Consider the following 14,014-nt stretch of genomic DNA (forward strand, 5'->3'; position numbering starts at 1 on the left):
GGTCAGGACCTCGTCTCTCGCGGCTGCTGGGTCGAACGTACGCCGATCGCGACCTGTCCGAGCGCCAGTCCGCCGTCGTTGGGGGGCACCACGCGGTGGGTGAGGACCTCGAGACCGCCAGCGGTGAGCCGCTCGCGGACCAGGGAGAGCAGGATCCGGTTGCCGAAGACGCCGCCGCTGAGTCCGACGGCGGTCAGACCGCGGCGCGCCGCGTGCGCCGCTGCCAGGTCGGCTGCGGCGTCGGCGAGGGCGACGTGGAAGCTCCAGGCGAGTCGGCCGGGTGGCTCACCCGTCGCCAGTGACCCGGCCAGGGCGCGGACCAGCGGGTCGGGGTCGAGCCGGTCCGGGCCGGTGCCGGAGCGGACCGGGAACTCCAGCGTCACCCCGCGGTCACGCTCGTGGGCCCGGTGCCAGCGGCGGGCGGTGGCCTCGAGCTCGATCGCCGCCTGGGCCTCGTAGGAGACCCGGTGGCGCACACCGAGCAACGACGAAACCACGTCGAAGAGCCGGCCGACGCTGCTGGTCGCGACCCAGCCCTCCTCGGCGCTCCCGAGCCCGGAGAGGAAGGTGCGCTCCTGGTCGGTGAGCTCGGCGTCGACCGGTGTGCCGCGGAGCTCCACCCCCGCGTTCAGCAGGGCGAGGGCGGCCTGGCGGACCGGGTTGCGCACACCGGCGTCGCCGCCGGGCAGCCGGACGGTTCCGAGGTGGCCGAGGCGTTCCGCGCTGGTGCCGCCGGCACCGAGCAGCAGCAGCTCACCGCCCCACACCGTGGCGTCGCAGCCGTAGCCGGTGCCGTCGAAGACCAGGCCGAGCAGGGGCTCGTCCAGGCGGCCGTGCTCGGCGGCGAGGGACGCGAGGTGGGCATGGTGGTGCTGCACCTCCAGCAGGGGGACGCCGAGGTCGGCGGCGAACTGTCGGGCCCAGGCACTCGACGCGTAGCCCGGATGCGAGTCGGCCACCACGAGCCCGGGTCTGCTGCGGTGGAAGCGCAGGAGCTGCGCCGTCGCCTGGTGGTACGCCGTACGGCTCTCGAGGCTGCCCAGGTCACCGACGTGGGCCGAGACGAAGGCGTCGCCACCGCGAGCCAGCGCGAAGGTGTTCTTGATCTCGGCCCCGGCTGCGAGGACCACAGCCTCCGGGTCGGACGCGGCCAGGTGCACCGGTAGCGGTGCGTAGCCGCGCGACCGGCGCACCGGCACTGACATCGCGTCCCCGGGCTCGACCCACGCCACCACCGAGTCCTCGCAGGGCACCGCGATCTCGCGGTCGTGGGTCAGGAACAGGTCGGCGATCGCGCCGAGCCTGGTCAGGGCCTCGGCCTCGGTGAAGCACAGGGGCTCGCCGCTGAGGTTGCCCGAGGTCATCACGAGGGCCTCGGGTGCGCCGGGAGTGCCGTCGGGCGGGGCCGCGAAGAGGAGGTGGTGCACCGGGGTGTAGGCGAGCATCACTCCGAGCTCGTCGAGACCGGGTGCGACGCAGGAGGCGACCGGCGCACCCGGCCGGGCCGGCAGGATCACGATCGGGCGTTCGGCCGACGCCAGGAGCGCAGCGGCGCCACCGACCCGGACCAGGCGCTCGGCGCCGGCCAGGTCGGCGACCATCACGGCGAAGGGCTGGTCCGGGCGCTGCTTGCGCTCCCGGAGCGCGGTGGTGGCCGGTCCGGACGAGGCATCGCAGGCCAGGTGGTAGCCCCCGAGGCCCTTGATCGCCACGATCGCTCCGTCCCGCAGAGCGGCGACGGTGGCCTGGAGGGAGCCCTCGGTGCCGCTCGCCAGCTCGACGCCGTCCCTGCCCAGGACCCGCAGGGACGGCCCGCAGTCGTGACACGCGATCGGTTGCGCGTGGAACCGGCGGTCGCGTGGGTCGGCGTACTCCTGCGCGCAGGCGGGGCAGAGCGGGAAGCCGGCCATCGTGGTGACCGGGCGGTCGTAGGGCAGGTCGAGCGTGATCGTGAAGCGCGGCCCGCAGTTGGTGCAGGTGATGAAGGGGTGCCGGTAGCGCCGGTCGCCCGGATCCTCCAGCTCGTGGCGGCAGTCGTCGCAGGTGGCGGTGTCGGGCGGCACCATCGAGCGCTCGCCCGCGCCGTCCGACGAGCTGCCGATCGCGAAACCGGGGCGGCCGGTCGGCGTCAGCTCCGCGGTCTCGACCGAGACGATCCGGGCCAGGGGCGGCGCCCGCCGCTGGAGCAGGGTGACGAAGTCTGCGACCAGTGGTTCTGCTCCCTCGACCTCGATCACGACGCCGGTGGCGTCGTTGCGACAGGTGCCCGACAGGCCCAGCAGGTCGGCCAGCGCCACGACGTGCGGTCGGAACCCGACGCCCTGCACCACGCCGCGGACCACCAGCTGACGTCGTACGACGGTGTCCGGGTCCCGCGCGTCGACGGTGCTCACCTCCGCTCCCGGGCCGCGACGTGGTGGCCGCTCGAGCCGGCCATCACCATCAGCTGTCGGGCCATGGTCGCCAACCCTTCGGTGTCCGCGTTGTCGCAGGTGAGACGCTTGCTCGACGGTAGGCGCGAAGCCGGGTGGCAGTCCAGCGAATCACCAGCCGGGTCACATCACCGTGGAGGCCGGCACTCCGCCGGAACCCAACCTCACCGGCCTCGCCGGGACGCCGTGCCCGGGAAGACGGGGTGGCACTGCTCGCCTCGGGCAACTCGCTGTGGCGCGACCAGCGGATCGTCACCGACACGCCGGCTACCCAGCTCGCGGCCGTCGGGCAGCTCGCAGGCTGAGCACCGGCGCCGGGACCGGCGACGTCGCCGGGCGGTCCCGGCCGCCCTTCAGACGGGCTAGCCGACGCTTCCGTCGATCGCCTCGCGCAGGAAGTCGGCGTGACCGGCGTGGCGTGCGGTCTCCTCGATCAGGTGGAGCAGCACCCAGCGCAGCGTGAAGAGCTCGCCGCGCACGGGTTTCGCAGAGAGCTGGTCCAGTCCGGTGGCCTCGCGCACCACGGCCCTGCTCCGGCGGCAGGCCTCGCGGTAGCGCTCGCGCAGCTCCTCCGGTTGCAGCTCCGGAGGAGCACGGAACTGCCAGTCCGGGTCGGCGGCCCAGTCGGCGTCGACGAAGGGCTGGCTGTCGGGCCGTCCGGCGAAGTGGATCTCCATCCAGTCCTCCTCGGCGAGCGCCAGATGGTGGAGCAGGCCACCGAGAGTGAGCCTCGAGGGAGGCTGGGTCCGGGTCAGCTGCTCCCGGTCGAGCCCTTCTGTCTTGGCGAGCAGCGCCTCCCGTTGGGCGTCGAGGTACTGCTCGAGCAGCTCCAGCTCGGAACCGGCGCGGTCAGGCTCGGTCGGCATCGGCGCACCCTAGCAATGCGAACCATCCCGCCGCCACGGACGCCGTGTGGATGCCCGCGTGGTGAGTCGAGGTCACGGGGTGACTCGAACTGGGAGCACGAGGTGAGTGACCGCCTGGCCCTTGGCGCAGACTGTCGGGTCACCGAGCGGGACGTCAGCGAGGGCCGGTCCGCCGAACAATGGCCGGGCCGGCTGCCTCGTGCTCGCGCCGCCGCGCGGGATCTCCACCTGTCGGGGTGTGGCATATGTGCGGGCTCCGGATTTAATCTCGACTCGAATCCCCGGTGCCGAGCTGCTGACGTCCAGTGCCGAGGACAGCGCCCCGCCGCTCACGCAGCTCGCGGGGCGCGACCATGTCCGGGCCCCGAGGGCGCGGCAGCCCGTTCGGTCGCAGGCTCCAGACGCGCCGCCGAGTCGTGTTTCGGTGGAGTTCCCAGAACTCACGAGTCGCCATCGCCAGCCGTGCTCGGGACTCCCGATCTAGCATTGCTCCATGGCCGGCGAGCCGTCTGCGCACCCCGAGGCGTGTCGAGTCACTGCCACCGCCCGCGCCGGGCACGGTCGATGGCGGGTGCGCCTCGACGAACCGCCCGATGTGAGGGTGCGTGTCAAGCGTCTGGCGGAAGTCGACGAGGCTGTGTCAGCTCGGCTCTCCCAGGATCGCGGTCGAAAAGAAGTCCGGGCTGTCGTACACATCCGCTGGTACGACGCGGATCACTGCGTTCCCTGGCCCTCGTGGCTCGAGACGCACGCCGACATCGCCGACTGAGAACCCGCCCGCGAGGGCCATCACCGACTCTGCTCACCGATGGGCGACGCGGGTCGCGAGTTCAGCAGTGTCCTAGATGTCGTAGTAGAGCTCGAACTCGTGCGGGTGGGGGCGCAGGGCGACCGGCTGGATCTCCTGGGTGCGCTTGTAGTCGATCCAGGTCTCGATCAGGTCGCCGGTGAAGACGCCGCCCTCGAGCAGGAACTCGTGGTCCTCCTCGAGGGAGTCCATCACCGCGTTGAGCGAGGCGGGCACGGTCGGGATGTCGGCGTGCTCGTCGGGCGGGAGCTCGTAGAGGTCCTTGTCGACGGGCTCGTGCGGCTCGATCTTGTTCTTGATGCCGTCGATCCCGGCCAGCAGCATCGCGGAGAACGCGAGGTAGGGGTTGGCCGACGGGTCGGGGCAGCGGAACTCGATCCGCTTGGCCTTCGGGTTGGACCCCGTGATCGGGATCCGCACGCAGGCCGAGCGGTTGCGCTGGCTGTAGACCAGGTTGACCGGAGCCTCGAAGCCCGGCACCAGCCGGTGGTAGGAGTTCACGGTCGGGTTGGTGAAGGCCAGCAGGGACGGGGCGTGGGCGAGGATGCCGCCGATGTAGTAGCGCGCCATGTCCGACAGGCCGGCGTACCCGGTCTCGTCGTAGAACAGCGGCTCGTCGTCGTTCCAGATCGACTGGTGGCAGTGCATGCCGGAGCCGTTGTCGCCGAAGATCGGCTTCGGCATGAAGGTCGCGGTCTTGTTGTTGCGCCAGGCGACGTTCTTGACGATGTACTTGAACTTCATCACGTCGTCGGCGGCCTTGAGCAGCTCGTCGAAGTTGTAGTTGATCTCCGCCTGGCCGGCGGTGCCGACCTCGTGGTGGGCACGCTCCACAGTGAGGCCGGACTTCTCCAGCTCGATCACCATCTCGTCACGCAGCTCGCCGAAGTGGTCGTACGGCGCCACCGGGAAGTAGCCGCCCTTGTAGCGCACCTTGTAGCCGCGGTTGTTGTCCTCGGAGCCTGAGTTCCAGGCGCCGGCCTCGGAGTCGATGTGGTAGTAACCGGCGTTGACCTTGGTCTCGAACCGCACGGAGTCGAAGACGTAGAACTCGGCCTCGGGGGCGAAGTACGCCTTGGTGCCGATCCCGGTCGAGGAGAGGTAGGCCTGCGCCTTGCGGGCGATGTTGCGCGGGTCGCGGGAGTAGGCCTCACCGGTGAGCGGGTCGTGGATGAAGAAGTTCACGACCAGGGTCTTGGCGACCCGGAACGGGTCGATGTAGGCGGTCGTCGGGTCCGGGAACAGCGACATGTCGGACTCGTGGATGGCCTGGAAGCCGCGGATCGAGGAGCCGTCGAAGTTCAGGCCGTCGTCGAAGACCTTCTGGTCGAACGACGACACCGGGACGGTGAAGTGCTGCATGATGCCGGGGAGGTCGCAGAAGCGTACGTCGACCATCTCGACGCCCTCGTTCTTGATGTACTTGAGCAGCTCGTCGCTGTTGGCGAACATTCATCCTCCTCGGCTGCGTGGCGCAGCCTGGTGACTCTCGGTGCGGGCAGGTCCGGCCGCGGCTCTGCGGCGGACGTCGTCAACGTAGGTGGGGGCAGTTACTTGACCGTATCCGGTTTGTTTCACGCACGTAACAGGTGGCCTCCCGGCGCTCGTCGTACCACCCCTGCTGGCTAGCCTGACGTGGTGCCCGTCGCCGAGCTGCCCTTCGAGACCGCGTCCTGGGGGCGCCGCATCCTGGCGCTCGTCGTCGACTGGCTCGCCTCCAACCTGGTCGTGGTCGCGATCCTCGGCCCGAGCGGCTGGAGCACCAGCCGCGGCTCGGGGTTCTACGCGCTGGGCGTGTTCGTGGTCGAGTCGTCGTTCTTCATGGCGCTGCTGGGTGGCTCGTTCGGCCAGCTCGCAACCCGCCTCCGGGTGATCCGGGTCGACGGCTCGCGCCGGCCGCTCGCTCTGCTGATGGCGCTCGCACGACAGGTGCTGATCTGCTTGGTGATCCCGCCGATCGTCTTCCGCCCGGACGGCCGGGGGCTGCACGACCTGGCGACCGGTTCGGCCACCGTGCCCTTGGCCGTTCTGCGTTTGCCGGGGGGTGCCCGCGGTTAGGCTCGTGGGCATGCGCATCCTGACTCTTCGCAAGGCGGCCGCGGCCGCGATCGTCCCGCTGGCGCTCGGCTCGCTGGCCGGGTGCGGCAGCGCCGGCAGCTCGTCGACGGCGGCGGACCCGGCCGCCACCACGACGAGCCCGACGCCCGCCGCCACCCAGCAGGCGGGCGCGTCCGACCCGGGGCGAGGCCAGAAGGTCGACAGCGCCAAGTTCCTGGCGATGGTCAAGGCCGGTGCGCAGAAGCTGACCACGGCGAAGTTCACGATGACGATGGACGCCTCCGGCCAGCAGATCTCCGCCGACGGCGCCCTCGACATGACCGGCAGCACGCCGGCCATGAAGATGTCGATGGACCTGACCGGCATGGGCACCCCCACCGAGATGATCCTGCTCGGCGGCGTCATGTACATCGCGATGCCCGGCGGCAACGGCAGCTACATGAAGATGGATCTCACCGACCCGAACGGCCCGTTGGGGTCGATGGGCGACACCCTCGGGGGCATCGACCCGAAGTCCCTGATGGACGAGATGTCGCCCGACGTCTTCAAGAAGGTCGTGTACGACGGCACCCAGACGGTCGGTGGCCAACAGCTCAAGCACTACACGGTCACGATCGACACCATCGCCGTCCCCATGCTCAAGGGGATGCCCTCCTCGTCCACCGCATCGCTGCCCAAGGCCATGACCTACGACCTGTGGCTCGACGACCAGGGCCGGATGGCGCAGTTCAAGATGCTGATGAAGAAGGTCCTGTCGATGACGATGACCTACTCCGACTTCGGCGCTCCGGTCGCGATCAAGGCTCCGGCCCCGTCGAAGGTCCAGGCGATGCCGGGCAGCACCGCCACGAGCTGACCCGTTAGCGGGGGAGCCGAGCCGAAGGGCTCAGCGGCCGCGGAAGTTGCCGCGCATGCCCTTCATCGACGTCGGAACCGGCCCCTTGGGCATCGGTACGACGGGCCGCGACGCGTCGATCGCCTTGAGTCGCGCCAGCACGTCGGTGATCTCGGCGGGCTTGACCTGGCGCTTCATCTTCTGGATGTGGCGCGCGATCTTGGGCAGGGGCACCTGGCCCTCACCGTTGCCGCAGATCACCTCGTGAACGGGGATCTCGGAGATCACCCGCTCGTGCCGGCGACGTTCGCTGGTCAGCAGCGCCTTGACCCGCCCCGGGTTGCCCTCGCCCACCAGCACGACCCCCGGAGGGCCGATCACGCGGTGCACGACGTCCTGCTGCTTGTTGAACGCGATCGCGGTGTCGAGCCGCCAGCCGCGCTTGAGCAGCTGGAGGGCGCCGGCGGCGGCGCCGACCTGCCCCTCCATCTGGGAGTACGCCGCCTTCTGCGCGCGGCGGGAGAACGTGATCAGGGCGGCCAGCACACCGAGCATCAGCGCGCCGAAGATCGTCACGGCCAGCGAGATCGGGCCGCCGTGGCCGGTGGCCAGCCAGAAGACCCCGAAGCCGACCAGAGCGCCGACCACGAAGGCACCCAGGATCCACATCCCCAGCTGGGGGTCGGACCGCTTGGCCATCCGGTAGGTCTCGGCGAACTGCTTGATCCGGCCCTGCTTCTCGGGCTCGGGAAGGGTCGGTCGCGAGGAGGACATGCGCGGGCTGCTCCGGAGTTCGGTGAGGGTGGTCAGGCCGGCGTGCGCGCCGACATGGCCTGACGGTACAACCGACCGGCCCGGTACGACGAACGCACGAGCGGGCCGGACAGCACGCCCGAGAAGCCGATCTCCTCGGCCTCGGTGGCGAGCTCGACGAACTCCTCCGGCTTGACCCAACGCTCCACGGGGTGGTGTCGGGGAGAGGGGCGGAGGTACTGCGTGATCGTGACCAGCTCGCAGCCCGCGTCGTGCAGGTCGCGCAGCGCCTGGCTGACCTCCTCGCGGGTCTCGCCCATCCCCAGGATCAGGTTGGACTTGGTGACCAGGCCGAACTCGCGGGCCGCGGTCAGCACGCCCAGCGAGCGGTCGTAGCGGAACGCCGGGCGGATCCGCTTGAAGATCCGGGGCACCGTCTCGACGTTGTGGGCGAGCACCTCGGGCCGGCTCTCGAAGACCTCGGCCAGCTGCTCGGGGCGGCCGTTGAAGTCGGGGATCAGGTTCTCCACGCCGGTGCCGGGGTTGACCTCGTGGATCACCCGCACGGTCTCGGCATACAGCCAGGCCCCGCCGTCGGGCAGGTCGTCGCGCGCGACGCCGGTGATGGTCGCGTAGCGCAGCCCCATCTTCTGCACCGACTCCGCGACCCGACGCGGCTCGTCGCGGTCGAGCGGCTGCGGCTTGCCGGTGTCGATCTGGCAGAAGTCGCAGCGGCGCGTGCACTGGTCGCCGCCGATCAGGAAGGTCGCCTCACGGTCCTCCCAGCACTCGAAGATGTTGGGGCAGCCCGCCTCCTGGCACACCGTGTGCAGGCCCTCGGACTTCACCAGGCCCAGCAGCTCTTGGTACTCCGGGCCCATCGTCGCGCGGGTCTTGATCCACGAGGGCTTGCGCTCGATCGGGGTCTCGGCGTTGCGGACCTCGAGGCGCAGGAGCTTGCGGCCCTCGGGCGCGGCGTTCGTGGGAGGGGCTTGGGTCACGTGGACCAATGGTACGCGGGTGTCCCAGTGGCCGAGGTCACGGTGTCAGCAGCTCGATTCGCGGCCCACGGCCGGGCTCCGGCCGCGGCTCGTAGTCCGGCGTCGGCGTGTACGGCGTCCAGGCGAGCAGGTCGGCCAGGTGCCGGCGCACGCTCGGGAGCACGTCGGCGACGGTGACGTCGCGCCGGAGCTCGGCCGTCAGCGAGGTGACGCCGGCGTCGGCGATCCCGCAGGGCACGAAGCGGTCGTACCACGACAGGTCGACGTCGCAGTTGAGGGCGAAGCCGTGCATGGTCACGCCCCGGCTGACCCGGATGCCCAGCGCCGCGATCTTGCGCTCGGGCTTGGGGCCCCAGGCCTTCAGCCACACGCCGCTGCGCCCGGGCACCCGCGCGGTCTCGAGGCCGAAGTCGGCGCAGACCCCGATCAGCGCCTCCTCGACGCGGCGCACGTAGTCGACGACCAGGACGTGCTCGGGCAGCCGGACGATCGGGTAGCCGACCAGCTGACCAGGCCCGTGGAAGGTGATCAGTCCGCCGCGGTCGACGTCGATGACGGGTGCGCCACCGGGGTCGGCCGGCCGGTCGGCGGCCGACGTGCGCTTGCCGGCGGTGAAGACCGGCGGGTGCTCCAGCAGCCAGACCGTGTCGGGCGCCTCGCCCGCGACCACCTGCCCATGGATCTCGCGCTGGGTGTCCCACGCCGCGAGGTAGTCGACGGCGTCGGCGCCGAACCCGCCCTCGCGGAAGACCAGGTCGCTCACCCGATCGAGCCTACCCGGCGTCGGCGAGCGTCAGGGACCCGCGGACGATCGCCTGGATCTGCGGTCATCGACCGCGTCGGAACCGAGCCCGCTCAACCTGAACGCCAGGTCGCTCACGTCCCCCGCGATGCGGGGCGCGCCCTACGCAGGCGGGGCGGGCAGCGTCCGGATCCAGTGGGCCCGTCAGGCGCGGCCGTCGGCGAGGAGCATCTCGACGGGGACCCGCAGCAGCCCGTCGACCTCGTGCGCAGCCATCTTCCGGCGTACCTCGTCGCGCACGTGGTCGCGCTCGGCGGCGGCCAGAGTGCGATAGGCGTGCGGCATCGAGCCGCTGGCCGTCTCGACGACGTGCCAGTAGTGCTCAAATGTTCCAAGGTCCGCGTGCGCCTGCTGGGGCCGGACGCCGACGTCGCTGAACCCGGCGGACGTGAACAGGTCTTCCAGCCGATGAGGGTCTCCCAGGGCGAACGAGAGGTGGAGCGTCTCGCGCTCGGCCGGGAGCACGTGACTGAGGGCGGCTGCGAGGTAGCTCCACAGGGGGGCACGCTCGGCCGTGCCGATCACGCAGACGGCTGCGCGTCGCCCCGGCCGCAGGACCCGGCGGAACTCGGACAGACCGGCACCGGGATCGGGCAGGAACATCAAACCGAGCTGGCAGACCACCGCGTCGAACCGGCCGTCGGCGAAGGGCATGCGTTGCGCGTCCGCAGCCACCCAGGTGCACGAGGCGCCCGGCAGTCGTGCGCGGGCCGCACGCAGCATCGCGGTGGAGATGTCCAGGCCCACGACCCGTCCCGGCATCCCGACCATGTCGGCCGCCGGTTCCGCTGCTTCACCGGGACCGCTCGCCACGTCGAGGACCAGGTCGCCCAGGCTCACTGCGCCGAGCCGGAGCAGGGCCGGGACGAAGAGGGACGACCAACGTCCGATGTACTCGAAGTAAGCCGCGGGGTCGACCGTGGAGGCGTCCGGGGCATGCAGCCCTCGGGCCCAGCCGACACCGGCAGGGGGCTGGGAGGCGTCGTCTGCCACTCCCTCAGAATGCCCGAGAAGCACTGCTCGCGCACCTGTGGAGGAGCGCTCGCGTCCCCGCGCGCTGGCCTCCAGAGTGGAGCACGTGCGCACTTCTCGGATCCTGATCGCGGCGGGGCTGGTGACCGGGCTGGTCGTGGCGGTCGCCGTCACCCGGCACCACGTCGTACGACGTGAGGCGGCGGTGGCGGGCTCCGTCCCCGTCACCTGCACGAGCCGGGCCCTGAGCGTGCTGGAGGAGTGGGACCGACGCCGCGCCCGGGCCTGGGCGAGCGGCCGACCCCGGTCGCTGGTCGGGCTCTACACCACCGGCTCGCGCACCGCGGCGCGCGACGCGGCCCTGCTCGACGCCTACCGGGCACGCGGGCTACGGGTGCGATCGATGGGTCGCCAGGTGCTGGCCGTCCACGTGCGCACCTGCCGCCCCCGCAGGCTGGTGCTCCTGGTCACCGACCGGCTGGTCGACGCCGTGGCCGTCGGCGGCGGCGTGCGCACCGGGTTGCCGCCCGGTCGGCCGACGAGGCGGGAGGTGCGTCTCCTGCGCGAGGGCGGGCGGTGGCGGGTCAGCGAGGTCTACGAGCGCTGAGCCAGCCCGGCCGCGAGCACGGCGGTGACGTCCTCGTCACGGAACTCGTAGCCGGCGTCCACCAGGGCCTGGGGCACGGCGTTGCGCGAGCCGAGCAGCTCCGGGCTCATGTCGCCGGCACCCAGGCGGATCGCGAACGACGGAGCCGGGATCACCGTGGGCCGCCCGACCGCGCGCCCCAGCGCCTTGGTGAACTCGGCGTTGGTCGGCGTGATCGGGCAGCAGAGGTTGAAGGCGCCGGCGGCGTCGTCGTGCTCGGCGAGGTGTGCCACCGCACCGACCCAGTCGCGCAGGGAGATCATCGGGAAGTACTGCTCGCCACTGCCCAGCCTGCCTCCGAGGCCGAGCCGGAACTGGACGCGCAGAGCCTTCAGCGGCTGGCTCCGGGCGTCCATCACCGGCGCCGTGCGCAGCACGCAGACCCGGGCCCCGGCCGCCCGCGCGGGCGCGGCCGCGGCCTCCCACTCCCGGGTCACCTCCGTCAGCAAGGCGTGCCCTCGCGAGTCGGCGGTCTCCGGGAGCCGGTCGGCGCCCCGGTCGCCGTAGTAGCTGATGCCGTTGCCGGCCAGGAACGCCGCCGGGCGCTCGCTCGCCGCGATCGCCTCCGCCAGGGTCGAGGTGGAGCTGACCCGGCTCGCGCGCAGCTCGGTGGCCCACGTCTTCGAGTGCGGGTTGCCTGCGGTCGGTGCCCCGGCGAGGTTGACCACCACGTCGGCGGCCGCGACGACCTCGGCGTCGACCTGACCGCTCGCGGGGTCCCACCGCGACTCGTCCGCGGCGCCCGGCGCCCGTCGTACCAGCTTGGTGACGGTGTGACCGCGACCGGTCAGCTCGGAGACCAGGTGGCTCCCGAGGAACCCGGAGGCGCCGCCGACGACGACCCGCATCAGACCTCGAACTGCCCGGCTTCGAGCCGGGCCTTCACGTCGCTGAGGAAGCGGGCGGCGTCGGCCCCGTCGACCAGCCGGTGGTCGTAGGTCAGGGCGAGGTAGACCATCTGGCGTACGGCGATCGTCTCGCCGAGGTTGTCGTCGTCGATCACCACCGGCCGCTTCACCACCGCACCGGTGCCCAGGATGGCGACCTGCGGCATGTTGATGATCGGGGTGTCGAACAGCGCGCCCCGGCTGCCGGTGTTGGTCAGCGTGAACGTGCCGCCGGACAGCTCGTCCGGAGTGATCTTGTTGGTCCGGGTGCGCTCGGCGACGTCGGCGATCTTGCGCGCCAGGCCCGCGATCGAGAGGTCACCGGCCTCCTTGATCACCGGGGTGAGCAGTCCGCGCTCGGTGTCGACGGCGATCGCGAGGTTCTCCCGGTCGTAGTAGGTCACCTCGCCCGCCTCGGTGTCGATCGCGGCGTTCAGGCTCGGGTGCTGCTTGAGCGCGTCGACCGCAGCCTTGGCGAAGAACGGCATGAACGACAGCTTCACGCCCTCGCGCGCCGCGAAGTCGGCCTTCGCCGCGTCCCGCAAGCGCGAGATCGAGGTGACGTCGACCTCGACGACGGTGGTCAGCTGGGCGCTGGTCTGGAGCGACTCGACCATGCGCTTGGCGATCACCTTGCGGAGCCGCGACATCGGCTCGGTCTTGCCACGCAGCGGCGACGGCGCCGCGTCGGCGACTGCCGCCGGGGCGGACGCCGCCGGTGCCGCGGGAGCAGCGGGCTGGGCGGCGGCCGCGGCCGCCGCGGCCGGGCGGCTCGGCGTGGTGTCGGTGCCCTGCTTCGCAGCGGCGTCCAGGACGTCCTGCTTGCGAATCCGCCCACCGACGCCGGTGCCGACGAGGCCGGCCAGGTCGACGTCGTGCTGGGCCGCCATCTTGCGGACCAGCGGAGTGACGTACGACGACGAGTCGCGAGTGTCGGACGCCGGGGCCGGCTCGGGCTCGGGTTCGGGCTGGGGCGCCGCTTCGGCGGCGGGCTGCTCGGGCTCCGTCGCGGCCTCCGACTCGGCGGCGGCCGGCTCGGCCTCCTGCGCCGGCTCGGCCTCCTGGGCGGGCTCGGACTCGGCCGCAGGCTCTGCCGCGGCCGCCGGTGCGGGCTGGTCATCGCCCGCGGAGGGCTCGTTCGTGGCGGCCTGGCCCGAGCCGATCACGGCCAGCTCGGCGCCGACCTCCACGGTCTCGTCCTCGTTGACCTTGATCTCCAGGAGCGTCCCGGCCGCCGGTGACGGGATCTCGGTGTCGACCTTGTCGGTCGAGACCTCCAGGAGCGACTCGTCCGCGGCGACCTGGTCGCCGACCTGCTTGAGCCAGCGGGTCACCGTGCCCTCGGTGACCGACTCCCCGAGCTCGGGCAGCCGCACCACCGTCTGCTCCCCGCCACCCGACGACGCAGCGGCCGGCTCCTCGGAGGGGGCCGCCTTCGCGGGGGCTTCCTCTGCGGCTGCCTCGTCGGCGGACGCCTGGTCCGGGGTGTCGGACTCCTCGGCCTCGGCGTGCGCGGCCTCGCGCTCGGCGTTCTCCTCCTCCAGAGGAGTGGCGCCGTCGTCCCCGCCGTCCTGGGCAGGGGCCTCGTCCGCGGGAGCCGCCTCCGCGGCCGGCTCCTCCTCGGCCGCGGCCTGCTCCGGCTCGGCCGGGGCTGGATCCTGACCTCCGGACGACTCCTCGGACGCGCCGATCACGGCGAGCACCGCGCCGACCTCGACCGTGTCGTCCTCGTTCGCCTTGATCTCCAGCAGGGTGCCGGCGACCGGCGAGGGGATCTCGGTGTCGACCTTGTCGGTCGAGACCTCCAGGAGCGGCTCGTCGACCGCCACCTCGTCGCCGACCTGCTTCAACCAGCGCGTGACGGTGCCCTCGGTGACGGATTCGCCGAGCTCGGGGAGGGTGACTTCGGTAGCCATGTGGGGATCGCTCTTCCTTGTCGTCGTCGGGGGCTGTC

Annotated in this window: 13 protein-coding genes; 4 read left to right on the top strand and 9 right to left on the bottom strand. The window is 71.7% G+C overall.

The genetic code is table 11. The features are described from left to right. Positions 1–2: 2 nt before the first annotated feature. Positions 3–2,393 carry a carbamoyltransferase HypF gene (hypF, locus tag E3N83_RS03115; RefSeq protein WP_151081928.1) on the bottom strand — a complete coding sequence of 797 codons (2,391 nt, stop codon included), beginning with the start codon at positions 2,391–2,393 and terminating at the stop codon, positions 3–5. A gap of 401 nt (positions 2,394–2,794) precedes the next feature. Continuing rightward, a complete protein-coding gene (locus tag E3N83_RS03120; protein ID WP_151081929.1) occupies positions 2,795–3,298 on the bottom strand; it encodes a mycothiol transferase in 504 nt (167 codons plus the stop codon). 493 nt (positions 3,299–3,791) lie between these two features. Between E3N83_RS03120 and E3N83_RS19410 the strand changes: the two genes are divergently transcribed. Beyond that, the gene (locus tag E3N83_RS19410; RefSeq protein ID WP_191907924.1) at positions 3,792–4,067 is read left to right on the top strand and encodes a hypothetical protein; all 276 of its coding nucleotides are present in this window, start codon (positions 3,792–3,794) and stop codon (positions 4,065–4,067) included. A gap of 72 nt (positions 4,068–4,139) precedes the next feature. Here E3N83_RS19410 and glnA read toward each other — a convergent pair whose 3' ends face one another. After that, complete coding sequence (gene glnA, locus E3N83_RS03130) at positions 4,140–5,558, bottom strand: type I glutamate--ammonia ligase (RefSeq protein WP_151081930.1); 1,419 nt, start codon at positions 5,556–5,558, stop codon at positions 4,140–4,142. A gap of 186 nt (positions 5,559–5,744) precedes the next feature. Here glnA and E3N83_RS03135 point away from each other — a divergent pair, with 186 nt between their 5' ends. Both E3N83_RS03135 and E3N83_RS03140 read left to right on the top strand, forming a co-directional pair. Continuing rightward, positions 5,745–6,164 (top strand): RDD family protein, encoded by a 420-nt coding sequence (locus E3N83_RS03135; protein ID WP_238343042.1) that lies wholly within the window; start codon positions 5,745–5,747, stop codon positions 6,162–6,164. A 10-nt stretch (positions 6,165–6,174) separates the two neighbouring features. Beyond that, the gene (locus tag E3N83_RS03140) at positions 6,175–7,020 is read left to right on the top strand and encodes an SCO4651 family lipoprotein (RefSeq protein WP_151081932.1); all 846 of its coding nucleotides are present in this window, start codon (positions 6,175–6,177) and stop codon (positions 7,018–7,020) included. Positions 7,021–7,050: 30 nt separating this feature from the next. On the opposite strand, the gene E3N83_RS03145 is transcribed toward E3N83_RS03140, so the two are convergent. The 4 genes from E3N83_RS03145 to E3N83_RS03160 form a co-directional block, all read right to left on the bottom strand. After that, positions 7,051–7,773, bottom strand: coding sequence for a DUF4191 domain-containing protein (locus tag E3N83_RS03145; RefSeq protein WP_151081933.1), 723 nt, complete (start codon positions 7,771–7,773; stop codon positions 7,051–7,053). Positions 7,774–7,805: 32 nt separating this feature from the next. Further along, a complete protein-coding gene (gene lipA / locus E3N83_RS03150; protein ID WP_151081934.1) occupies positions 7,806–8,753 on the bottom strand; it encodes a lipoyl synthase in 948 nt (315 codons plus the stop codon). Between the two features lie 37 nt (positions 8,754–8,790). Further along, positions 8,791–9,516, bottom strand: a complete 726-nt coding sequence (gene lipB, locus E3N83_RS03155; protein ID WP_151081935.1) for a lipoyl(octanoyl) transferase LipB — start codon at positions 9,514–9,516, stop codon at positions 8,791–8,793. Positions 9,517–9,699: 183 nt separating this feature from the next. Further along, complete coding sequence (locus E3N83_RS03160) at positions 9,700–10,548, bottom strand: methyltransferase domain-containing protein (RefSeq protein ID WP_191907925.1); 849 nt, start codon at positions 10,546–10,548, stop codon at positions 9,700–9,702. Positions 10,549–10,633: 85 nt separating this feature from the next. On the opposite strand from E3N83_RS03160, the gene E3N83_RS03165 reads away from it, so the two are divergent. Continuing rightward, positions 10,634–11,134, top strand: coding sequence for a hypothetical protein (locus E3N83_RS03165; protein ID WP_191907926.1), 501 nt, complete (start codon positions 10,634–10,636; stop codon positions 11,132–11,134). On the opposite strand, the gene E3N83_RS03170 is transcribed toward E3N83_RS03165, so the two are convergent. Both E3N83_RS03170 and sucB read right to left on the bottom strand, forming a co-directional pair. After that, positions 11,122–12,021: a TIGR01777 family oxidoreductase gene (locus E3N83_RS03170; RefSeq protein WP_151081938.1), complete on the bottom strand. Its 900-nt coding sequence runs from the start codon at positions 12,019–12,021 to the stop codon at positions 11,122–11,124. The genes E3N83_RS03165 and E3N83_RS03170 overlap by 13 nt on opposite strands. Beyond that, a complete protein-coding gene (gene sucB / locus E3N83_RS03175) occupies positions 12,021–13,976 on the bottom strand; it encodes a 2-oxoglutarate dehydrogenase, E2 component, dihydrolipoamide succinyltransferase (protein ID WP_151081939.1) in 1,956 nt (651 codons plus the stop codon). Before sucB ends, E3N83_RS03170 begins: the two co-directional genes overlap by 1 nt. Positions 13,977–14,014 lie beyond the last annotated feature (38 nt).

This window comes from Nocardioides cynanchi, from assembly GCF_008761635.1.
Classification (GTDB): Bacteria; Actinomycetota; Actinomycetes; order Propionibacteriales; family Nocardioidaceae; genus Nocardioides; species Nocardioides cynanchi.